At 36.8% G+C, this 21,269-nt stretch carries 19 protein-coding genes; 10 read left to right on the top strand and 9 right to left on the bottom strand.

Translation table 11 applies throughout. The features are described from left to right. The 6 genes from citF (at window position 1) to FGQ66_RS01925 (ending at window position 7,161) form a co-directional block, all read left to right on the top strand. On the top strand, window positions 1-1,533 hold the full coding sequence (citF, locus tag FGQ66_RS01950) for a citrate lyase subunit alpha (RefSeq protein ID WP_081133680.1): 1,533 nt from the start codon (window positions 1-3) through the stop codon (window positions 1,531-1,533). Next, window positions 1,499-2,104 carry a citrate lyase holo-[acyl-carrier protein] synthase gene (citX, locus tag FGQ66_RS01945; protein ID WP_249361090.1) on the top strand — a complete coding sequence of 202 codons (606 nt, stop codon included), beginning with the start codon at window positions 1,499-1,501 and terminating at the stop codon, window positions 2,102-2,104. Before citF ends, citX begins: the two co-directional genes overlap by 35 nt. After that, complete coding sequence (locus FGQ66_RS01940) at window positions 2,067-3,461, top strand: oxaloacetate decarboxylase subunit alpha (protein ID WP_113845079.1); 1,395 nt, start codon at window positions 2,067-2,069, stop codon at window positions 3,459-3,461. Before citX ends, FGQ66_RS01940 begins: the two co-directional genes overlap by 38 nt. 663 nt (window positions 3,462-4,124) lie before the next feature. Continuing rightward, window positions 4,125-4,970 carry an aldo/keto reductase gene (locus FGQ66_RS01935; protein ID WP_113845080.1) on the top strand — a complete coding sequence of 282 codons (846 nt, stop codon included), beginning with the start codon at window positions 4,125-4,127 and terminating at the stop codon, window positions 4,968-4,970. Between the two features lie 37 nt (window positions 4,971-5,007). Continuing rightward, complete coding sequence (locus FGQ66_RS01930) at window positions 5,008-5,802, top strand: SDR family NAD(P)-dependent oxidoreductase (protein ID WP_113845081.1); 795 nt, start codon at window positions 5,008-5,010, stop codon at window positions 5,800-5,802. Window positions 5,803-6,132: 330 nt separating this feature from the next. Further along, a complete protein-coding gene (locus FGQ66_RS01925) occupies window positions 6,133-7,161 on the top strand; it encodes an FUSC family protein (RefSeq protein ID WP_138301522.1) in 1,029 nt (342 codons plus the stop codon). 206 nt (window positions 7,162-7,367) lie between these two features. On the opposite strand, the gene FGQ66_RS01920 is transcribed toward FGQ66_RS01925, so the two are convergent. Next, window positions 7,368-8,210 (bottom strand): helix-turn-helix domain-containing protein, encoded by an 843-nt coding sequence (locus tag FGQ66_RS01920; protein ID WP_138301520.1) that lies wholly within the window; start codon window positions 8,208-8,210, stop codon window positions 7,368-7,370. Between the two features lie 204 nt (window positions 8,211-8,414). Between FGQ66_RS01920 and FGQ66_RS01915 the strand changes: the two genes are divergently transcribed. Beyond that, complete coding sequence (locus FGQ66_RS01915; protein WP_113845084.1) at window positions 8,415-10,040, top strand: ATP-binding cassette domain-containing protein; 1,626 nt, start codon at window positions 8,415-8,417, stop codon at window positions 10,038-10,040. A gap of 63 nt (window positions 10,041-10,103) precedes the next feature. Here FGQ66_RS01915 and FGQ66_RS01910 read toward each other — a convergent pair whose 3' ends face one another. From FGQ66_RS01910 to FGQ66_RS01900, 3 genes are all read right to left on the bottom strand, one after another. After that, window positions 10,104-11,168: a hypothetical protein gene (locus FGQ66_RS01910; protein WP_138301518.1), complete on the bottom strand. Its 1,065-nt coding sequence runs from the start codon at window positions 11,166-11,168 to the stop codon at window positions 10,104-10,106. 165 nt (window positions 11,169-11,333) lie between these two features. Continuing rightward, on the bottom strand, window positions 11,334-12,401 hold the full coding sequence (locus FGQ66_RS01905) for a YycP family beta-propeller protein (protein WP_138301517.1): 1,068 nt from the start codon (window positions 12,399-12,401) through the stop codon (window positions 11,334-11,336). Beyond that, window positions 12,398-13,108, bottom strand: a complete 711-nt coding sequence (locus FGQ66_RS01900; protein ID WP_138301515.1) for a hypothetical protein — start codon at window positions 13,106-13,108, stop codon at window positions 12,398-12,400. Before FGQ66_RS01900 ends, FGQ66_RS01905 begins: the two co-directional genes overlap by 4 nt. 160 nt (window positions 13,109-13,268) lie before the next feature. Between FGQ66_RS01900 and FGQ66_RS01895 the strand changes: the two genes are divergently transcribed. Next, window positions 13,269-13,490, top strand: a complete 222-nt coding sequence (locus tag FGQ66_RS01895; protein WP_130095940.1) for a helix-turn-helix domain-containing protein — start codon at window positions 13,269-13,271, stop codon at window positions 13,488-13,490. Window positions 13,491-13,595: 105 nt separating this feature from the next. On the opposite strand, the gene FGQ66_RS01890 is transcribed toward FGQ66_RS01895, so the two are convergent. The 5 genes from FGQ66_RS01890 to FGQ66_RS01875 all read right to left on the bottom strand — a co-directional run bounded on the left by FGQ66_RS01890 (window position 13,596) and on the right by FGQ66_RS01875 (window position 19,651). Continuing rightward, on the bottom strand, window positions 13,596-15,431 hold the full coding sequence (locus FGQ66_RS01890; protein ID WP_138301514.1) for a beta-glucoside-specific PTS transporter subunit IIABC: 1,836 nt from the start codon (window positions 15,429-15,431) through the stop codon (window positions 13,596-13,598). A gap of 137 nt (window positions 15,432-15,568) precedes the next feature. Then, complete coding sequence (locus FGQ66_RS01885; protein ID WP_138301512.1) at window positions 15,569-17,020, bottom strand: glycoside hydrolase family 1 protein; 1,452 nt, start codon at window positions 17,018-17,020, stop codon at window positions 15,569-15,571. A gap of 1 nt (window position 17,021) precedes the next feature. After that, window positions 17,022-17,816 carry a MurR/RpiR family transcriptional regulator gene (locus FGQ66_RS01880; protein WP_138301511.1) on the bottom strand — a complete coding sequence of 265 codons (795 nt, stop codon included), beginning with the start codon at window positions 17,814-17,816 and terminating at the stop codon, window positions 17,022-17,024. An 898-nt stretch (window positions 17,817-18,714) separates the two neighbouring features. Beyond that, window positions 18,715-19,188: a DUF6568 family protein gene (locus FGQ66_RS15055; protein ID WP_161116342.1), complete on the bottom strand. Its 474-nt coding sequence runs from the start codon at window positions 19,186-19,188 to the stop codon at window positions 18,715-18,717. Next, the gene (locus tag FGQ66_RS01875; RefSeq protein ID WP_171024544.1) at window positions 19,175-19,651 is read right to left on the bottom strand and encodes a hypothetical protein; all 477 of its coding nucleotides are present in this window, start codon (window positions 19,649-19,651) and stop codon (window positions 19,175-19,177) included. The genes FGQ66_RS15055 and FGQ66_RS01875 overlap by 14 nt, the downstream gene beginning before the upstream one ends. Before the next feature lie 249 nt (window positions 19,652-19,900). On the opposite strand from FGQ66_RS01875, the gene FGQ66_RS01870 reads away from it, so the two are divergent. Both FGQ66_RS01870 and FGQ66_RS01865 read left to right on the top strand, forming a co-directional pair. Continuing rightward, window positions 19,901-20,359 carry a helix-turn-helix domain-containing protein gene (locus FGQ66_RS01870; RefSeq protein ID WP_130095935.1) on the top strand — a complete coding sequence of 153 codons (459 nt, stop codon included), beginning with the start codon at window positions 19,901-19,903 and terminating at the stop codon, window positions 20,357-20,359. Between the two features lie 562 nt (window positions 20,360-20,921). Next, a complete protein-coding gene (locus tag FGQ66_RS01865; RefSeq protein ID WP_138301508.1) occupies window positions 20,922-21,179 on the top strand; it encodes a hypothetical protein in 258 nt (85 codons plus the stop codon). The last annotated feature ends 90 nt before the right edge of the window (window positions 21,180-21,269 follow it).

Below are 21,269 nucleotides of genomic sequence, written 5' to 3'. Positions count from 1 at the left end.
ATGGTGAGAAACAAAGCGGGAAAAGAGATTCCTCAAGAAATCGCTGAACATTACGATATTTTCGAAGGAGAATTGGCGCATATCACACCATATGATGAAGCCAGTCGCAGGATCGTGCCAAGAAAACCACGAGAAACAAAATTAGTAGGCAGTCTACGTGAAGCAATCGAAAAAACAGGGTTAAAAGACGGCATGACGATTTCCTTCCATCATCATTTTCGTGAAGGTGATCGAGTGATGAACCAAGTATTGGCAGAAATCGCGCACATGGGCATCAAAAATCTGACGATTGCGCCAAGTTCCATTGCAAATGTACATGAGCCCTTGATTGAGCATATCAAAAACGGAGTAGTCACAAACATTACTTCCAGCGGTCTAAGAGATAAAGTCGGGGCAGCTATCTCTGAAGGAATCATGGAGAATCCAGTGATTATTCGTTCACATGGTGGACGGGCTCGTGCGATTGCCACTGGGGATATCCATATCGATGTGGCATTTCTAGGAGCGCCTAGTTCAGATGCTTATGGAAATGCGAATGGTACGGTAGGGAAGGCCACTTGCGGCTCTCTGGGCTATGCAATGGTTGATGCGAAATATGCAGATCAGGTAGTCATCATCACAGACACGCTTGTTCCTTTCCCGAACACCCCCATCAGCATTCCACAAACGGATGTTGATTTTGTAGTGGAGATTGATGAAATCGGTGATCCAGAAGGAATTGCTAAAGGTGCCACTCGATTTACAAAAAATCCCAAAGAATTATTGATTGCTGAATATGCAGCGAAAGTAATCACGAATTCGCCTTATTACCGTGAAGGTTTCTCCTTCCAAACAGGGACAGGAGGCGCAGCATTAGCTGTTTCACGCTTTTTGCGAGAAGCAATGATCGAAGATGGGATTACTGCAAGTTTTGCTCTTGGCGGAATCACGAATGCCATGGTCGAATTATTAGAAGAAGGCTTAGTTGGAAAAATCATCGATGTCCAAGATTTTGATCATTCTTCTGCGTTGTCGTTAGGGAAAAATGACCAGCATTATGAGATTGATGCCAATATGTATGCATCACCTTTAAGTAAAGGTTCAGTGATCAATCAGCTAGATACGGCTATCTTATCTGCTTTGGAGATCGATACGGATTATAACGTCAACGTGATCACTGGGTCCGATGGGGTGATCCGTGGAGCTTCTGGCGGGCATTCAGATACGAGTATGGCATGTAAAATGAGCCTAGTTATCGCTCCGTTAGTTCGTGGAAGAATCCCTACGATCGTGGATCAAGTCAATACAGTGGTCACACCAGGCTCAAGTATCGACGTCGTAGTCACAGAAGTAGGTATTGCGATCAATCCAAACCGCTCAGACTTATTGGCTCATTTTAATACCGTAGATATCCCACAATTCACGCTGGAAGAACTAAAAGAAAAAGCCTATCAAATCGTTGGCACGCCCGAGTCAATCGAATATGGGGAAAAAGTAGTCGCTTTGATCGAATACCGTGATGGCACGATCATCGATGTGGTCAAAAATGTCTAACGAATTATTTAAAGGGCGCACGATTACTTTAGAGCAAATGCTAACTGCGCGATCCAACAGAGCGGAAAGACAGAAAAAGTTATTAGGGCAAGAAAAAAATCAAAGTCTGGTTTGTTTGACCCTGAATATTCCTGGGCCAATCAAAAATTCATATGAATGGCAGAATGTCTTTCTCGTCTTGGTGAAAGAAATCGAACAGGCTTTTTCAGAAGAAGAAATGGGCGCAAAAGTACTCCATCATGAATGGACAGGTTCAGAGTATTATTTAAAACTCAATGTAGCGCAAAAAGAAGCGAAACAAAAAATGGTCGTGATCGAAGAGGAACATCCATTTGGTCGATTGGCAGATATCGACGTACTCGCATTTACAGAAAATATTCAACCTCTTACCCGTGAAAAATTGGGATATCCTAAGCGAAAATGTTTGCTTTGTACAGAAGAAGCGAAAGTATGCGGCCGTTCAAGAACGCATACGGTGAAAGAAATGCAGTACGCAATCCAAGCAATCGTAGACAAAGAAAGGAGACGATTTTATGAAAAAAATCCAGTTCATGGAAACCGTTTTACGTGATGGCCAACAAAGCTTGATTGCGACACGCATGCCAACAAGTGACATGTTGCCTATCTTAAAAACAATGGATCAGGCAGGGTACCATTCTCTAGAAATGTGGGGAGGGGCGACCTTTGATTCCTGCCTAAGATTTTTGAATGAAGATCCCTGGGAACGATTACGAACGATTCGTAAAGAAGTGAAAAATACAAAATTACAGATGTTGCTGCGGGGACAAAATTTATTAGGGTATAAAAATTATGCGGATGATGTCGTGCGTGATTTTGTTGAAAAATCGATCCAAAATGGGATAGATATCATTCGAGTATTTGATGCATTGAATGATACCCGCAATCTACAAACTGCGATCGTCACAGCAAAAGAAGCAGGCGGGCATTGTCAAGCAGCCATTTCTTATACGACAAGTCCGATCCATACAGTCGATTATTTTGTCCAATTAGCAAAAGAAATGGCGGATACAGGCGCGGATTCTATCTGTATCAAAGATATGGCTGGTGTATTGACACCACACACTGGTTTTGATTTAGTCAGCCGTATCAAAGAAACGATTGATCTACCTTTAGAAGTCCATACACATGCGACCAGTGGGATTGCTGAAATGACGTATCTGAAAGTCGCTGAAGCAGGAGCTGATATCATTGATACGGCCATTTCTTCTTTTGCTGGCGGAACAAGTCAGCCTGCTACGGAATCGGTAGCGATGACGTTAGCCGAAATGGGATTTGACACTGGTTTAGATATGGACAAAGTGGCGCAGATTGCTGAACATTTCAATCCTGTACGCGACCGTTTTAGAGAAGAAGGCCTCTTGAATCCCAAAGTGAAGGACATCGAGCCTAAAACGTTGATCTACCAAGTTCCAGGTGGTATGCTCTCGAACTTACTTAGTCAATTGACCGAACAAGGACTTCAAGACAAATATGAAGATGTTCTGGCAGAAGTACCAAAAGTTCGCGCAGATTTGGGTTACCCGCCACTTGTTACGCCACTTTCTCAAATGGTAGGTACACAAGCACTGATGAATGTGATCTCTGGTGAACGCTATAAATTAGTGCCCAGTGAAATCAAGGATTACGTCAGAGGGCTTTATGGAAAAGCTCCAGTACCGATCAGTGAGGAAATCAAAGAACTCATCATCGGTCAAGAAGCAGTTGTTACTGTTCGACCTGCTGATTTGATTGCACCACAACTACCGGAATTTCGTAAGGAAATTGCAGAATATGCGAAAACAGAAGAAGATGTTTTGATGTATGCTCTATTTCCAAAACAAGCCAAAGATTTTCTTGGGCGCAGAGAAGACCCATTTTACGATGTACCTCTTCAAACAGTAGAAGTGAAGATCGATTTTTCGGCATAAACATAGCACAGACGATCAATTTTCATAAGAGTCCTAAACAGTAGGGGTTCACTGAGAAATATAAAGGGATTCACGAAAAATCACTTTTCAAATTTTTGTGAATTTCGGTTTTCGAAGGTTTCTGCTTCCATCATCTATTCATCTATTCGTGCTTAGAGAGGTCGAGACAAAAGTCGTTTCGGTTTGAGAAATTGGAGAGAAAAACGAACAATACGCTTTTTGTATTGCTCGTTTTTTTTTTGAAATTTCCGAAAAACCTGAATTTTGGACGCCGTTTATTTGAGAGAGGCTGGGACAGAAGTGTTTAACTCCGAGAAATAAGAAGAAATGAACGAAAATTGCTGTTCAAATTTTTGTGAATTTCGGCTTATTTCCGAAGGAGTTGCTTTTTGCTCCCGCCGTTTATTCGAGAGTCTGCAACAAACCTGATGTTTAGATTTGTTCCATATTCTCTTTTTTTATGTATACACATATTAAAGGCATGTACTCGAATTTTCGAAAAGTGCGTGGTGCTGTGAACATCAGTCAAAAGTAAGCTGCTTGATCTCATACTTCTTCTACGGTTACTTTAAAGTGCCTATAGTACTTAAAAGTGCGTACTTCCTAACAAGGTAGATTGTCTTGTATAATTGTCAATCACAGTCCATGAGAGGAGATTCAGTGATGATTAAAAATTTACAAGATACAGTTTTATTGAATAATGGGAAGAAGATGCCTGGACTAGGTTTAGGTGTTTTTCAAATACCCAATGAACAAACAGCTGCTATCGTTTCTGAAGGCATCAAAACTGGGTATCGCTTAATTGATACCGCTGCTGTTTATGGAAATGAAGAAGGAACAGGTCAAGGGATCAAAGAAGGACTAGCTGCCACAGGTTTGAAGAGAGAAGATCTATTCATTACTTCAAAAGTTTGGAATGCTGGTCTTGATTATGAAGAAACACTAATTGCTTTTGAAGATAGCCTAAATAAGTTAGGATTGACCTATATCGATTTATATTTGATTCACTGGCCAGGAACAGATGACCAATATATCGAAGTATATAAAGCCTTAGAACACTTATATGAAGAAGGAAAAATCAAAGCAATCGGTGTAAGTAATTTTGAGATCCATCATTTAGAAAAATTACTTTCAGAAACCACGGTCAAACCCGTTGTCAATCAAGTAGAGTTACATCCTCGGTTGAATCAACAGGAACTACAAGTTTTTTGTGCGGCAAATGATATTTTGATTGAAGCCTGGTCCCCATTGATGCAAGGAAAAATCTTAAAAGAACCAGTCTTACAAGAAATCGCAGAGAATCATCATCGCTCAGTCGCCCAGATCGTCTTGCGTTGGGATATCCAACATGAAATCATCGTATTGACGAAATCAGTAAAAACGGAACGTTTGATCAGCAATGCTGCATTATTTGACTTTGAATTGACAGAAGCAGAGATGCAAATGATCGATGAATTAGACCAACACCTACGTGTCGGTCCAGATCCAGACACATTTGATTTCAAGTAGACTGCACAAGCTATTTTTGAGAAAGGAGTAATCGATCATGGAAATGGGTTTAAGTAAAAAACTGGTACTTGTCACAGGTTCGACGAAAGGAATCGGAAAAGCAATTGCAAAAGAGTTCGCAAGAGAAGGCGCCGATGTAGTCATCAACGGAAGAAAAGCAGAAGATGTCGCAAAAGTCGTTTCAGCACTGAAAGAAGAATTTCCACAGACGAATCCTCAGGCAGCACCATTTGATATAACAGACGAAACTGCACGAAACCAATTATTGGAACAATTTCCAGAAGTAGATGTATTAGTCAATAACATGGGAATATTTCAGCCAATGGAATATGAAGCAATCACTGATGCTATTTGGAATCGATTTTTCCAAACCAATGTTTTGTCTGGAAATGCATTAGCGAAACACTATCTGCCTAAAATGCTAGAGAAAGACTTTGGCCGAATCATTTTTATCGCAAGTGAAGAAGCCATCATGCCTTCAGGGGAGATGCCTCAATACAGCATGACAAAAACAATGAATCTATCACTAGCTAAGAGTCTCTCTAAATTAACAAAAGCCACGCATGTTACGGTCAACACGATCATGCCAGGTTCTACGTTAACCGAAGGGGTAGAAGCTATGCTGGAAGAGATGTACGCACAATCTGATCTGCCGAAAGAAGAATGGGAAGCTGATTTTATGAAGAACCATCGACCATTGTCACAAATCCAACGATTGATACGTCCAGAAGAAGTAGGACGTTTCGTGACATTTGTCGCTAGCCCTTATGCTTCTTCTTTTTCTGGAGAAGCTTTACGGATCGATGGTGGTCTAGTGCCAACGATATTTTAGATGCCTTGTATTTTTGAGAAACTAATCGCGTATTTTTAGGATTTCAAATAGGAGAACAGAAACTTTTTTCCACCATACGCAGAATGTACTGTGGATCCAAAGCTGTTTTGTGCTATGAAAAAGAGGTTTTTGAAACATTTTTTAATGTTTTGAAGACTTCTTTTTTATATTTGTAGCTATCCAAAAATCGTTAAACAATAAGAAGTAAGAACATAAGCAACAAGCAATGTTAAGAAAAAATAAAGAAACGTCTGTTATACTAAAGAAAGCATCTGTTTCAAGATACATAAAGTTACCATTCATTAGTTACCTTAGACAAGGAGTGATTCATTGCTTAAAACGTATTTTCGATTCAACAAAATAAAGGATAACCCTTTTAGGATCATGAATTTGATGATTCTTATTTTTTTGGTGTTATGGCTAGGGTATATCAATCATAATTTTTTGATTTCTAGCTTTTCTTCACTAGGACTTTTTACATTTTTCTATTACCAAAATATTCCATTGAAAGCTTTACTTAAACGAATGTTTCTCATTGGGTGCGGGTTACTCATTGCGTTCATGCTAGGTGTGTTATCCACCTATGTCCTATGGCTTGAACCATTTGTCGTAGCTGCGGTTGCTTTTTCGAGCCGTTTCATTTTACGATTGTTCCATATCTCCAAGCCTGGGGGGTTATTTTTTGCGATGTTGTCTGCAATGGGAACGAGTATGACCTTGCCAATTGCGCAACTTCCTCAAATCTCTCTGTTCTTCTTTATGGGTGTTGTGTTTTCTTTGATTGCGGCGATCATCACAAAATTATTAGATACTCGTCCAGAACAAGTGATCGAAACGACAACATTAAAAGAACGTTTCCACCAAGATCCGCTAGTTATAATCGATTCTGTGTTTTATAGTGCGGCCCTTTTTCTTTCAGTCTATGTTAGCCATGGCTTGAATCTGCACAATCCTTACTGGCTAACACTTTCTTGTGCATCGATCCTACTAGCAGAAAATTTAGATGCGATGAAACACCGGCAAGTCCAATATCTCATTGGTTCGATGCTAGGTTTGATCGTTTCTGCTATTTTGTCATTAATCCCTTTTACACAACTAGAAACGATTTTTTTAGTGACATTTCTTTATGGTATCTCTCAATTTTTAGTTGCAAGGAATTATGCAGTCGCAAATATTTTTCTGAATCCAATGGCACTGATGCTTTCGACCCTCATGCGAAATGTGTATTTATTTTCTTTGATCGAATATCGTTTCTTAGGTATTTTTCTGGGAAGTTTCATCGGACTAGGAACGGCATGGGTGATGAATGTCGGTTTACGCCACTACTTAGCTGTTGTGAAAAATAGCCTGAAAGAATGAAGGTAAGTAAAGGTAGTAGGTTCAAGAAAGAGATTCACGAAAGAATATTTTCGACTCTATGTGAAGGGCGTCTTTGATCCACTACATCAAAATTATTTATAAAAGCAAGAAAAAGCAAAATCTAAAATATTTTGCTTTTTCTTGCTTTTTTTGATTCAATTCAAGAGATATTCATACAGGGACTGTCCACTAAGAAATCTGTTCCATCAAGAGATACCAAAATGGATCGTGGCGCTTTCCTTGATCTTCAGCAAAGTATGACAAGTTTTTGGGTCGTATTTTTTTAAAAAAGTAATAACTTCATTCAATTGTTGCGTTTCATTGGAAAGAAAAGCAGTAAAAAAATCAAAATACAATCGAGTAGTGAGGGAAAGTTGTGCTTCAGTAAACCACTTTTGAAAAGAAAGATGCAAATGACGGGCTGAATGGATATCCTTTTTAACAAGTAAACATTGGATCATGTTTATATAAAGAAAACCAATCAATTCTTTGATTTTAGCTGGGAAGATGCCCCAAAGGTGATGGATTGACTGCCTGATTTTTGTCAACAATTCCTCAGTTACCGCATCTTCATCTTCTAAAAACAAAAATAGAGTAATGATCACTAATTCTAAGTCTGTAAGTGTAAAAAAATCCGACTGAATAAAATATGCTTTAAAGTACTCAAGTGGTGCTCGATCCAAGAATGGTTTGAGTGAGCAAGCGAGGGCATACGCAGTGGAGGCAAGGAACCGCTCATGGTTTAAATCGGATAATTTGTTTTGCTCGTAGACTGTCATCAATTTTTCCAAGGTATGCAAATCAAGTTGATAGTAGACAGATAGAAGGTCATTTAATTCGAGTGTAGAAGACGGTTTACAAAAAAGTAGAAACTCTTCAAAAGTAAGCGTCAATCGTTCCAATATCAGATGAAATTTGGTTATTTCGATGGAATACTCACCACGTTCAAATTTTGCACAAAAGCTTCGAGAAACAATTCCAGAATAGATTTCTTTTTGTGTCAGCCGTTTCTCACAGCGGATTTTCTTGATGATAGGTCCATAATGCATCGAATCCCTCCTTCTTATTTAAAGTATAGTATACTACACAATTTTAAAAATTCTAACGTTGATAGAAATGCTATATTCTTGTGAAGGGGGAATGATTATGAATAAATTCAAGATTGGAACAGAAGTAGCTACACATTTTTTTCAGAACAAATCGGCACGCTGTTTCTTTATTCTAACTGTTTTTGTGACAAGGAGGGATGCTGCATGCGATTGATCCTACAACGATATCCAACCAATGTGATCAAAATGGTTTTTTTAACTGGTATCCTTTCAGGACTGCGAGTCCTACCAAGCTACTTACTCGTCTATGCAACAAATGCTATTTTTAAATTCGATGTGAAAGCTTTTCTTTTTTGGGATGGTTTTATTTTGTTTCTATGGCTCGTCTTTATCTTATTTAACTATTTTATTGCGACATATCAAGAAAAATCGATTCAACAAATCAGTACATCCTTACGCTTAAGTGAAGCAAAGAAAATAACACAACTCTCGCCAAATCAATTTAAAACTATAACAGCCGAGGGATATATTTCTAAATTATCCAATGATATCAACCAAATCGAACTACAAGGATTGACTAGTTTATATGGAATCATCGCCAATCTATGGTTGATCTTCTTTTCTACTTTAGCACTCTGTCTGCTAAATCTGTGGTTGGCAGTTGCAGTTCTTATTTTGTCAGGCTTGGTTTTATATCTACCGAATCGATTTGAAAAGCAATTGGTATTTATTGGGAAAAAACTTTCAACTAGTAATTCACGATTCATGAAAGAAACGACTAATATCTTAAAGGGATATAACGTGTTGCGTTATAGTAACATTCTAAAAATCATCCCCGAAAAAATAAGCATATTTTCAAACAATCTTGCCGAAGATAAGGTTGAAATCGCTAAAGTCAAAAATAAAGTGACAAGTTTTCTAGTATTTTCTAGTTTAGTCAGTCAAGTTTTAGTCGATATATTGACGGGCTATCTAGTTATTATTGGTCAAACTACGCTAGGGGCGATCAGTTCTAGTGGAAATTTAGCTGCGAATATTTTTAATTCCATTTCACTAACAGGACAACAGTTTGTCCAACTGAAATCTGCTAATCCAGTTGTCGCAGATTTTTTTGAAGAGGTTGAGCCGGCAAAAGAAAAAAAGCTTTTACCAGATTTCAATACAGTGAAATTAGAACAAGTTACTTTTGGCTATAAAGAAGACAAGCCCATTTTAAAAGATATCAATCTCGTCATTGAAAAAGGGAAAAAGTATTTATTGATTGGAGAAAGCGGCGGAGGGAAGAGCACATTGCTGAAACTCATTTCTGGAGAATTGACGAACTATCGTGGAAAGATCTTATTGGATGGGAAAGAACTACAAGATGTAGATACTTCTGCTTTTCTACAGTATATTGACCAAAATACGTACTTATTCAATGCTACCTATGAAGAAAATATCACTTTGTGGCAGGATCATCCATCTGCTGCACTTGAAAAGGCAATGAAGCGGGCAGCAATTGACTTTATAACGGAACCAAGTGATTTGATCACAGATAATGGGGAAAATGTATCTGGAGGACAAAAACAGAGAATAAGCTTGGCAAGGGCGTTTATTCAAGAAAAAAACTTCATTTTAATGGACGAAGGCACTTCTTCATTAGACCGGTCGAATGCTTTAATCATCGAAAACCTATTACTAAGTGACCCAAACTTAACGGTGATCATTGTCAGTCATCATCCTTTTCCTGAAAACCAAGATAAATTTGATCAAATAATTACAATTGAACGATGGCAAGATCAACTTAAACATGAAATGACAAATGGTGATCCTAAACCTCAATCTAATTAAAAAATAGAAGCAGCCCAGAAAAGGTGATCTTAAAAGTCATCTTTTCTCGGTTGCTATATAGACTTATTTCTTCACTTGGAAATCATAGAGATGTTCATTATTGCGCCATAAAGTAGAATGAACGGTACGCTCTTTTTTTTCGTTGAAAGTCGTTAAATTCAATGTCCAGATGTCAATGTTATTTTCTTGATCATAGCTTGCAATAGCGATGTTTTGCTCATCTATAGGATCAACAAAGAAGACTCCGGTTAGATCGATAGTGATTCGGTGTTGTTTGCTGATTTTTCCGGTTTCTAAATCAATAAAATAAATGGTGCTATCACTAGCGAGATACACCAACTGATCATTATAGATAAAGCCACCATTTGAGTAAGGAAATCCTGAGTTATCGATAGTTATGTCTGGTGATAAGTCTGTAAAGGTACATTGTTTTTCTTCCATAGAATAATGAAAGAGTTTGCTTTGATAATTTTTAGCGGAATTGAAGGCAATGCCGTATAGTCCATCTTTGTAGACAACCAAGTCATAGACAAAAATGTATTCATGATTTTCATCATGTGGGAAAGAACTAGCGAATTGGGTGGTTAACTCTCCTTCAACTAAGGTATGCTGATAGAGAAGGATAGCTTCTGTGTCTTCATGTAAAGTATATATTTTTTGGGAATCATGACCGAGCCCGATAATGAATTTGTTTCTACTGACGTGTTTATCACCAACATAAAAATGATTGCCATAAGAACCATCGTCTGAATAACCATGATTGAAAATTTTGACAACCGTTTCTTCAATCACCGTTGTTTCAATACCTGTATGCTCTTTTGTGGTGCGTTTTGTTTTCATCACTTCATTTGTTTCCGGTGTATAGATATAGTCATATTGACGGTCAGAGGTGTGGATTTGATGATTCAGTTGCGTAAAGCTGCCTAACTCCAGCCCGCTAGTTTTTAACAGCATCTGATTTTTGTCACCAACTCCGATCAATCTACCAGAGGTCAAATATTTATCCATTGTTGTGGAGAAATATAAAAAGTAGTCATACGTACTATCATTTTTTTGATCGGTAGTATGAAAGGTACAGCTAGATAAAAAAAGAAGAGCACCGGATAGTAGCAGAAGGTATTTTTTCATAGAATCCCACCTTTCTGAAATGCTATTTAAGCTCTTTTGTTTGCAGCAGTGTACAGAAAAAGAAATAAGGAGTAAATTTGTTATTCGCTTCTTTTTATTATTTCCGCTTTAAGCATATTGATTGCTAATCACGTGAGTGGGTATTTTTTAAAGGATGGAGTGTGCTTATTTACTTACTTGGAAATCATATAAGTATTCATTGCTACGCCACAAAGAAGTGTCTATTGTACGTTCCTTTTTTTCTTTGAAAGTTGCTAAATCGAGTGTCCATATATCAATGTTATGTTCTGCATTATAGTTTGCGATTGCAATCATTTGTCCATCAATGGAATCAATAAAAAAGTGTCCAGTTAAATCAATATCAGTGTAATATTTTTTGTTGATCTGTGCGGTTTCTAAGTCAATAAAGTATATGGTGTTGTTTCCAGAAAAATAGACGAGTTGGTCTTTGTAAATAAAGCTACCATTTGCTGAAAAAAATCCTACGTCTTCAAATTTTATCTCTGAAGCTAAATTTTTTAAATTGTGCATATGATCCGTTAGAGAATATTGAAATAAATAGGGATTACCAGAAGACAAATCAAAAACAACAGAGTATAGGGTATTATGGTAAACTGCCAAATAATAAGAAAAATGATAACTTTCTCTTTCGGAATTAGGGAATGTGCCGATGAACTCGCTGATTAATTCGTCTTGATGGAAGTAGTGACGACTAAGAGATAATTCATTTAAGTCTGTTTCACCTAGAGTGTAAATATTGTTTAGGTCATTCCCCACGATGTAGATGTATTCCTTTATAAGATAATTTTTCTGATTCATATATATATGCGTATGATATTGTCCATTCTCCGAATACCCATGATTAAAAAGTTTAATAACTGTCTCTTCAATCGCCATTGTTTTAATGCCGGTATGCTCTTTAGTTGCTCGCTTTACTTTTTTGATTTTCCCAGTTTTAGGCGTATAGATATAATCATATTGTCGATCAGAACAATGAAGTTGCTGGTCCAATTGCGTAAAACCGCCTAGCTCCAAGCCGCTTGTTTTTAACAACACTTGGTCTTTAGCGCCAACTCCGATTAATCTGCCAGAAGTCAGATAGTTGTCCATCGTGGTAGAGAAATACAAGTAGTAGTCATAAGTAGTAGTATTTTTTTGATCGGTAGTATCAAAAGTACAGCTAGATAAAAAGAAAAGAAAAGCACCGAACAGTAGCAGAGGGTACTTTTTCATAGAATCACTTTATAGGTCCTTGTATAACTAGAGTCACGGATATCAATTGGATAAACACCTGTCCCTCCATTTCGGTCGATATCGATTCCCGCCTTTTGGATGTAAGCACTCCAAAGCAGTTTTGAACAATTTTTAGCACCAGTATGCGCAGTTTGCCGGTTAGTCACAAAGTTGTAAGAATAGGCATCTTTCCCAACACGCAAATTTGCCCAATCTGCAGCAGCATTTCTCTTTGCTTGCGTCGTATTCACAAGTTGCATGACTGCATTTTTTTCAACATTTCTACTCTTGTAAAATATTCTTCTCACGCCAGTGGAGGGGATAGATTCAACGATGGAATCTCTTGTATGATAAAGTCCTACATGCCCATGCTGAATACCTAAGGTGGAGGAAGGCGTATAAAAAATATCTCCTTTTCGATCAGCAGGAGTCAAATAACGGTTTCCTGAACTGCCACCGCGTAGTCGTGATTCTCCTTGTTCTTCTGCTATCGTCTGTTCTAATTCATTCAAGGCGAGGTCAATCACCTCTGTCTCTGATTTACCCATGCTTTTTGCTGTTTCTTCGATTCCCTCCATTAATTCTTCTCGGGATAAACCTGGCTGCAATTCCAACAACTGATCGATTTTTGTTGTTTCTGTGGCACTGACGAATGTTCCGCTCAATGCTAGTCCTAAAGTCAAACAAGCAATCAGTAGTTTCTTCATAACTCTTTCCACCTTTCCTAATTATATTTACAAAGGAAGCGTATACTATTTAAAATAAAATAAAAAGAACCAAAGAGTTGCTTTATTCTTTCAATTTCTGTTTTTTCGGTATACTGGTAATAAAAAGGGAGAAGAAAAACAAATAAAGGAGGCAAAAATGATGGAATTTGCACGTTGGTTACGTCAGAAAAGAGAAAAAAACGGCTATACTCAAGCTTTTGTAGCGAAACAATTACATATTTCCAGACAGGGAGTATCAAAATGGGAAAACGGGAATGCTCGACCGTCTTACGAAATGTTACATAAAATTTTTTGCTTGTATCAGTGTACAGAACAAGAAATCAAAGTGTTATTTGATAAAGTTGGTGAGAATAAAAAGTGACACCAATGGAAATGAAACAGGCATTAGTACCAAAAAAGATTATAGAGAACGGTCAGTCAGCCATCTCTCTATAATCTTTTCTTTGTTCTTCATGCCAGTTATTCTCTAATTGACAGAGAATAAATAATCTTCTCGTTGTACTTTTTCTTGTACAGTTTTAGCAAATGGTTCATGATCAGCTGTGTTCGTGACGATAATCGGTGTCGTTAAATCATAACCAGCAGCAGAAACATTCTCTAAATCAACAGTGATCAAAGCATCTCCTGCATGGACGTATTGGTTTTCTGCCACGTGCAGTTCATAGAACCGCCCATTTAATTCAACTGTATCCATCCCGATATGGATGAGTATCTCTACGCCATTATCTCCCCGTAAGCCAATCGCATGTTTGGTTGGAGTGGTCATGATCACATAGCTATCAATAGGGGAGCAAACTTCTCCTTCTGTAGGAAAAACAGCTAACCCATCTCCCATCATTTTATCTGCAAACATTGGATCGTTGACTTGTTGTAAGGGTACGACCTTTCCTGTAAGTGGACTTGAGATTTTTACTGCTTGAGAGGCTTGTTGCAATTTTTCTTTTTTTATCGTCTGCTTTTGTAAAAGGATCGTGACGACAAAGGATAGGAGCATTGAAAGTAGGATCGTAAGGATAGAAAACCAAAAATTACGATTCAAACCTGAACCATCTGTTGGGATAAATGTAGGGATCGCGGCAATCCCTGGCGAAACGACAGCGTATTGTTTTAATTGGACCAGCCCAGCCAAAATGCCTCCAATTCCGCCACCGATGATAGCACCGAAGAAGGCACTACTGTAATTGATCAATACTCCAAAAATCGCAGGTTCTGTTACACCCATGATCCCCGTGATACCAGCAGATAAAGATAAGGAACGTTTATCTGTGTCCTTTTCTTGAAATGAAATGGCTAGTGCAGCTGCACCAACTGCCACATTTGCTGCTAGCATGGCAGGAAGAACGAAAGAATCATAGCCATAATCTCCCATCATGGCAAAAACTAGTGGGAATAATGCTTGATTTGTTCCGGTCATTACTAGTAATGGTGTTACTGCGCCAACGATACCGACAGACAACCATCCTAGATGTTCATACATGAAGCTTAATCCGTCAGCAATGAAGCTACCGACGATGTTACCTAGAGGTCCTAAAACGATCAAAGTGACAGGTACGGTAATCAAAATCACTAGTAGAGGTTTGAGAAAATATTTGATCGCTTGTGGGATGAATCGATCACCAAGTCGGTCAACCAAAGCCATGAACAATACACCAAAGATCACTGGAATAGTGGTTGTATTATAGGTAGTAGTTGGGACAGGAATACTCAAGAAATCTAAATTTGCGATACCATCAATGGAGGCATGGACAAGAATTGCGCCCAAAAACATACCTAGCATTCCATTGATCCCCAATTTTTTCGCCGCACTGTAGCCGATAAAAATCGGTAAATAATAAAAACCAGCATTATTAACAGCATTTAAAATCGTATAAGTGCCACTTTCTGTGCCAATTCCAAAAAAAGTAACACCAATATTCAGAACCGCAGAAACCAAACCAGCTGCAACTAAGATTGGAAGGACAGGAACAAAGGTACCGCTAATAAAGTCAACAATTGCTGATCCATACGCTTTGATACTTTTTTTTGTAGGAATCTCGGCTGATGGTTCTTTTTTTTGATCTAATTGTGCAGAAAACAACGCATAGACTTTTGGAACATCTGGTCCAATCACTAATTGGATCTCATTTTCTCTTTTAACAATTCCCATGATCAACGGATTTGTTTTTAGTTTTTCTTCTTCAAGTTGAGATACATCGGCTAATTTTAAACGTAGTCGGGTTGCGCAGTGGTTGGCGCTGATCACATTATTGATTCCACCGATATTTTCAAGAATAAATTGACTCAGTTCATCATATTTCTTCATTGATTCCACCCTCATTTTCATGGATATTAAACGCTTTCGACATTGGAAGAGAAGAGGGATGGATAGCATAAGGTGTGCGTTAAGGTCTATAGAATTTTTGGACCACACGATATGCTCTCTCATCCTTATCTGTTTTTCTATTCTTGTTCTTTTGATTCACTTACTTTGGCGCCATTCGAAGCAATCACTTCTTTGTACCAATAAAAAGAATCTTTCGGAATACGTTTCAAATCAAGGACTTCTTGGTCCGTTGTATTGATATACACTAATCCATAGCGTTTAGCCATGCCGTTACCGGTACTTAACAGGTCTGTAAATGACCAAGGATTGTAGCCAAATACTTTGGCACCATCTTCAATTGCTAGGCCGATTTGATAAATTTGTTCTTTTAAAAACTTGATTCGTTCAGGATCATGGACTTTGCCATCTGCAGCTACTGATTCATGGGCACCATAGCCATTTTCAGTAATCACCATTGGTAAATGATAATGATCATCCATATAGCGCATCAAGTACCGCATACCAACAGGATCGATTTCCCAATCCCAGTCAGTCGTTTCCACATATGGATTTTGCGCTTGAGCATAGATTCCTGGATAGTTAGGATAAACAAAACCACCTTTTTCTCCAGTTTTATTCAATCCTAATGCTTGAGCCTTTGAATCAAAAGGAGACTCTTTTGCAACGTTACTACGGTAACAATTGATACCAAAGAAATCGATCTTTGCCTTAGCGACTAATTCCATATCTCCAGGGCGGATGTCAGGATCGATGTTGTATTCTTTCCAGTAACGTTTGATAAATCCATTGTACTCGCGATTTGCATTGAAATCATTCCAGATTTTTTCGGTTAATTCCTCCGCATTCATTGCAGCGATTTGATCCTCTGGTTTACAAGTTTCAGGATAGAAAGGCACCATACCAGGTACAGGACCGATTTTGCCATCTTCAACAAGTTCGTGGCAAGCAATCACCGCTTTTGCATGGCAAAGATTCATAATATGATTGACCTTCCACTTGTCTTCGAACCAAGTGTCAGGATATTTACAAACACCTAACCAGTCACCATAGACGATCTGCATATTCTGTTCATTGATCGCTAACCAATATTTCACGCGATCACCAAATTCATTGAAACATGTACGAACATATTGATCGAATGCATCAATGATTCCTCGACCATACCAGCCGTTGAACTCTTCATCTACCCAAACAGGCATATCGTAGTGATACAGTGTGACGATCGGTGTGATACCATTTTCAATTAGTTCGTTGATTAGATTGTTGTAAAAATCGATTCCTAGTTGATTAGGAACGCCAGAATTATCAGGATAGATTCTAGGCCAAGCAATTGAGAAACGATAGGAGGTGAATCCACATTCTTTCATCAAAGCCACATCTTCTTTGTAGTGATGGTAGTGATCTGCAGCAATTGAATTATCCGTAAATGGTTTTTTTGTTTGACTATTCAAATCAATGATTGCCTGAGCTCTGCCATCTTCCGCCACGGCACCTTCTACTTGCCAGGCTGCACTTGAAGCGCCCCATAAAAAGTCTTTAGGAAATGTTGGTTGTTCTTTGTAATGCATACTAGTTTCCTTCTTTCTTATACTTCAATAAGTAACCGTTGAACAATAAATCAAGAACAAAATGAATGCCGTAGGTGTAATAGAGTAGATCATTGATCTCTGCTTCGTGGTGTTGTGCACTTAGATGATACAATTTATCAAAATATTTATTGTATATCGGATTACGGTTATTCGTGAATAAAACTTTTTTTGCCTCGATCTTAGTCAGCTCATCTGCGAGTGTCGAAACGAATAATCCAGAAATCGAAAAAAGAATAAGCAATGATCGATCTTTTGAGAAAGTACTATTCGCAAGTTCTTCTTTCGAAGTAATCAAAGTGATCCGCTTTCCGAAAATAATCATTCGCTGTTGAAAAGTACTTACTGCGCCGGCAATATTACTGGAACAAACGATAACAACTTGCTGGCTTTCATTGATCATTTTAACGAGACGATTGACTTCTTGTGTGTTGAATCGAATGCTCAATTCTTCCATTAGAGAAGTGATATTCATCACTAGTTTATCTAGAAAGTGATCGTAGCCATAAAATTGTTCAAACTCAAGCACGCCATCATCAAACTCTTGTGCGTGCGCTTTCATATCTGAGAAATTTTCATAACCGAGTAATTTTCCAAAACGACGTACTGAAGCTCGGGAAACATGATTTTCTTCAGCGATTTGATAAATGTTCCACTGCTTGACGTATTTGAAATTTTCCAAAAAGTACTTTGCTAGTTCATATTCCACTGACCCTATTTCATTTTCATTCACGATACGGTTTAATTTGTAGATTAGATTCAAACGATTATTATCCATTTTTATGATCTCCCTTGGCCAAGTTAGATTCTGTCTTAACTATAGCGGAATTTATTGAGTAATGGGGTGCAGATTGTGTCCCCAATAGCAGAGGACAGACAGGTCAGACTTATTTGGATTAGTTTATCAAAGAATAATGGAATTTGCTTCTTTTTAGATGAAATTGAAGACTGGGATGGTATAGGTGGCGGGAAGGAAGTAGAGAATGAGTAAAATATAAAAATAGCGTATCATGAAAGTAGGAATCGCTTGCGTATGATAAGCCAGCGTTAGAAAAGTTCGTTCGAAAGAAAATAGTTAGGGAATAGTTTCATTCCAAGTGAGAATAGGCACCAATGGTAAGCAAAATCTGGCTTCGCGGAATAAAGAGATGAGGGAATGATAGGGGAAATGAGCGTGGGACAAAAATCAGTTTCTGTCCTACTTTTTGATTTTAATCTACATAAAAAGCACACTACCTTGCAAAATTAAAGTGTCTAAATTCAATCAAAGTCAGAGGGAGTGATTTGCCTATCATCAACATATTAGTGTTAACACTAGTAATAAGGAACATGTAGATAGCGATGATTAATTGAAGTATTTACGACTTGCGACTGTGGCACAAAAAAGTTTGGCTTAGTTTATTAATGAATATTAAAAGTCTGAGCTAGTGGTATAATGGGTATAGCACTAACTCAGACTTTTTAGTAATTTAAGAATCTGTTTCACTTGATTGAAATATTTTATTTAAAGTATTCTGTTAACGCTTTAAATCCAGTGATAATAAGGACTCCACATAAAAGAAATAATAGAATAATCAATCCCACAAAAAGAATAGTGGCTTTGATTTCTTTTGTCGAGTAAATCATAATGTATGCTAGAAAAGCTAAAATAAATAGTGATATGACTAATTTTAATTTCATTTCATGATCTCTCTTTCAAAATTGCTAATTTTAATCAATTTTATTTCTCCTGATTGATTCAAATGTATCATACTGGGTACTTCAGATACTTTTATTTCAGATAAGTAATTTATTTCTGATTTTGAACATCTGTCTGTATCTATATAATAAATTTTATAATTGGAAGGAATATTATTGTTCAATTTAAGAATAAAATTCCGACAATCTGGACAAGTAGATCGACCAACATATATATATGTTTCTTCTTCAATATTTGAGGGTATGCCCTTTTTAAGTTCTGTTACAGTGACCACAGAAAAATTTTTTGTGATTTTGACATAATTTTCTTTCTCGATATTTTCAAGTGTTCTACTTAATTCTGTATCAGATTTGTGAATTTTTATTTGATCATTTCTGCTACAGCCAGCAATACAAAAGTATAAACAAATGGGGAATACGGTAATCAAGAAAAATTTTTTATAAGAATCCATTAGCTGTACAGAAAGATTTGATCATACTATATTGTTTGTATTTTCTACAACCAGAACTAATGCCCCAAGTTAGGAAGTATTCAGTCATTTTTGTAACCACTACTGTGCCAACTATCACGCCTACAGCTTTGATTGCTAAAATCAGTAATACCGGCAGTACCCGTTTTTGAGGTCCTGTTTTACTGATATAGGTATCTTCCACATTTTTCCATAACCTACCAGCTTTTTCTGCATTTTGAAACTGCTGTTCCGTAAAGTAGCCGTCACTAACAATGTCATGGCTTAATATCCATTGGTTTGTTTCATAATCATACGTTGAATATTCCATTATTTTAGAAAAAGCCTGCTCTATTTCGCTATCATGTTCTAGAATAAGGTTCATTTTTTCGACATTGCCATCTATCTCTGCAGCTAATACTTTTGTAGTAGGGAAAATACAATTAAAGAGTAAAATTCCGGTCATGAAAATCATGAGACTTTTAAAATATTTGATACGATTCGTCATTGTCAACACCATCCTATTATTTTTTGCTTTACGTAAGGCATACTTCAAGTATGTAGATAAATAGGCAGGAAAGTATAGAAATGATTGATTGCATTTCGCAATTATTCATTGCTTTTTCATAATTTAATGAATAATTCAAAGATTAGAGTTGAAGATTATTGTTAGAAAAATAAACTATTTATAAGAGATTAAGAATAGGAGGTTTTTATGGAAATTGGAAGAAAGTTGAAGATGGAACGAAAAAAAGCAGGAAAGTCTCAACAACAAATAGCTGATCATTTATTAGTAACGCGACAAGCTATTTCTAATTGGGAAAATGAAAAATCAAGACCCGATATAGATACATTAATAAAGATTTGTGAATATTATAAAATATCGCTTTCTTACTTTACTTCAGTTGAGGATAGTCAACCGATTCAAGAATCAGAAAATCTAGAGGTAGAAGAAATATCGTCATCCACTGATTCTGAAACTGAAAAAAGTAAGATCTATAAAAAAATGACTCCGTTTATTTTACTTCTGAGCATAATAATTACACTTGTAGCTATGCTCCCAGCGAAAATAAATATTCCATTTCTATTTTTCTTTTCGTTAGGAATTATATTTCTATTGGTATCATTATTTGTATATTATTTAGTGAAACAATTCTTCGATTCAGAAAAATAGGAGTAGGTTACTAATCTTTTTAAGAACACTTAATTTAGTTTGTATTGGAGATAAAAAAGTTAGTTCTAAGAAATATTCAGTAGTAAAAATGAATACATGATGTTTTGTTTTTGTGTTAATAAAAGAATGATATATCAAGAGTTTTTTATAACAATACAAATTAAACAGAAAGCGTTTACGCAATAGGCTTGTAAAGGTATAATTGCATTGTTCAGATTTAAAAACAACGATTGGGTTATTTGTTTTATCTAGGATATTTTACTTTTTATCATTAAGAAATGCTTCTAAGTTTAGGAGGGGAACAGTAAAAGAATAACAAAATGAGAAGTATAAATAAGCTAGCAAATTTACTATTATCTAATATCTTTAAAGATTTGAATAACTGACACTACTATCTATGATAATTTCTTATAAGTGATTTATGAAAAAATTTTCCAACTGAGTTAGGGGGTATGCGCTGTCATCTTTTCTTTTTAAGTGGTACAAATTTTTCTACTTATGTGGCACATGTATAGTCCGTCTCATCCACTGTGAATATATAAAAAGAAAGTAGGAGATTTCTATGAATATAAATATCCATCACTGGTTTGTAGCGAGAAAAGAAAAAAGAAAAGCAGAACTAAGGAAAAAAAATTGGAAATTAAGGCAAGAAGGAAAGGACCCTAACAAGGGTTGGAATACAATGATAGATTCTGGATTAGGTGGAATTAATAATATGAACAGAGATACAGCGGGTACGGCATTTAGGTCAAAGGAAATAGACAACAAAGCTTATTTTTTAGAAGAAGCAAAACGTAAGAGAAAATCAAAAAATGAATAAAAATAATGAACCTGGAACAAAAATCTTTAGAGATTTAAATAGCTGACATTACTATCAATGATAATGTCCTATGAGTGATTTATGAAAAAA

The organism is Enterococcus sp. BSD2780061688st2 D3, from assembly GCF_005844145.1.
GTDB lineage: Bacteria > Bacillota > Bacilli > Lactobacillales > Enterococcaceae > Enterococcus_B > Enterococcus_B durans.
This window is presented reverse-complemented; position numbering and strand designations above follow the sequence as displayed.

Excerpts from the sequence above, each read along its gene's own strand:
- citF (WP_081133680.1), top strand. The coding sequence starts at position 1 with ATGGTGAGAAACAAAGCGGGAAAAGAGATTCCTCAAGAAATCGCTGAA.
- citX (WP_249361090.1), top strand. The coding sequence starts at position 1,499 with ATGGCACGATCATCGATGTGGTCAAAAATGTCTAACGAATTATTTAAA.
- FGQ66_RS01940 (WP_113845079.1), top strand. The coding sequence starts at position 2,067 with ATGAAAAAAATCCAGTTCATGGAAACCGTTTTACGTGATGGCCAACAA.
- FGQ66_RS01935 (WP_113845080.1), top strand. The coding sequence starts at position 4,125 with ATGATTAAAAATTTACAAGATACAGTTTTATTGAATAATGGGAAGAAG.
- FGQ66_RS01930 (WP_113845081.1), top strand. The coding sequence starts at position 5,008 with ATGGAAATGGGTTTAAGTAAAAAACTGGTACTTGTCACAGGTTCGACG.
- FGQ66_RS01920 (WP_138301520.1), bottom strand. The coding sequence starts at position 8,210 with ATGCATTATGGACCTATCATCAAGAAAATCCGCTGTGAGAAACGGCTG.
- FGQ66_RS01915 (WP_113845084.1), top strand. The coding sequence starts at position 8,415 with ATGCGATTGATCCTACAACGATATCCAACCAATGTGATCAAAATGGTT.
- FGQ66_RS01910 (WP_138301518.1), bottom strand. The coding sequence starts at position 11,168 with ATGAAAAAATACCTTCTGCTACTATCCGGTGCTCTTCTTTTTTTATCT.
- FGQ66_RS01905 (WP_138301517.1), bottom strand. The coding sequence starts at position 12,401 with ATGAAAAAGTACCCTCTGCTACTGTTCGGTGCTTTTCTTTTCTTTTTA.
- FGQ66_RS01900 (WP_138301515.1), bottom strand. The coding sequence starts at position 13,108 with ATGAAGAAACTACTGATTGCTTGTTTGACTTTAGGACTAGCATTGAGC.
- FGQ66_RS01895 (WP_130095940.1), top strand. The coding sequence starts at position 13,269 with ATGGAATTTGCACGTTGGTTACGTCAGAAAAGAGAAAAAAACGGCTAT.
- FGQ66_RS01890 (WP_138301514.1), bottom strand. The coding sequence starts at position 15,431 with ATGAAGAAATATGATGAACTGAGTCAATTTATTCTTGAAAATATCGGT.
- FGQ66_RS01885 (WP_138301512.1), bottom strand. The coding sequence starts at position 17,020 with ATGCATTACAAAGAACAACCAACATTTCCTAAAGACTTTTTATGGGGC.
- FGQ66_RS01880 (WP_138301511.1), bottom strand. The coding sequence starts at position 17,816 with ATGGATAATAATCGTTTGAATCTAATCTACAAATTAAACCGTATCGTG.
- FGQ66_RS15055 (WP_161116342.1), bottom strand. The coding sequence starts at position 19,188 with ATGGATTCTTATAAAAAATTTTTCTTGATTACCGTATTCCCCATTTGT.
- FGQ66_RS01875 (WP_171024544.1), bottom strand. The coding sequence starts at position 19,651 with ATGACCGGAATTTTACTCTTTAATTGTATTTTCCCTACTACAAAAGTA.
- FGQ66_RS01870 (WP_130095935.1), top strand. The coding sequence starts at position 19,901 with ATGGAAATTGGAAGAAAGTTGAAGATGGAACGAAAAAAAGCAGGAAAG.
- FGQ66_RS01865 (WP_138301508.1), top strand. The coding sequence starts at position 20,922 with ATGAATATAAATATCCATCACTGGTTTGTAGCGAGAAAAGAAAAAAGA.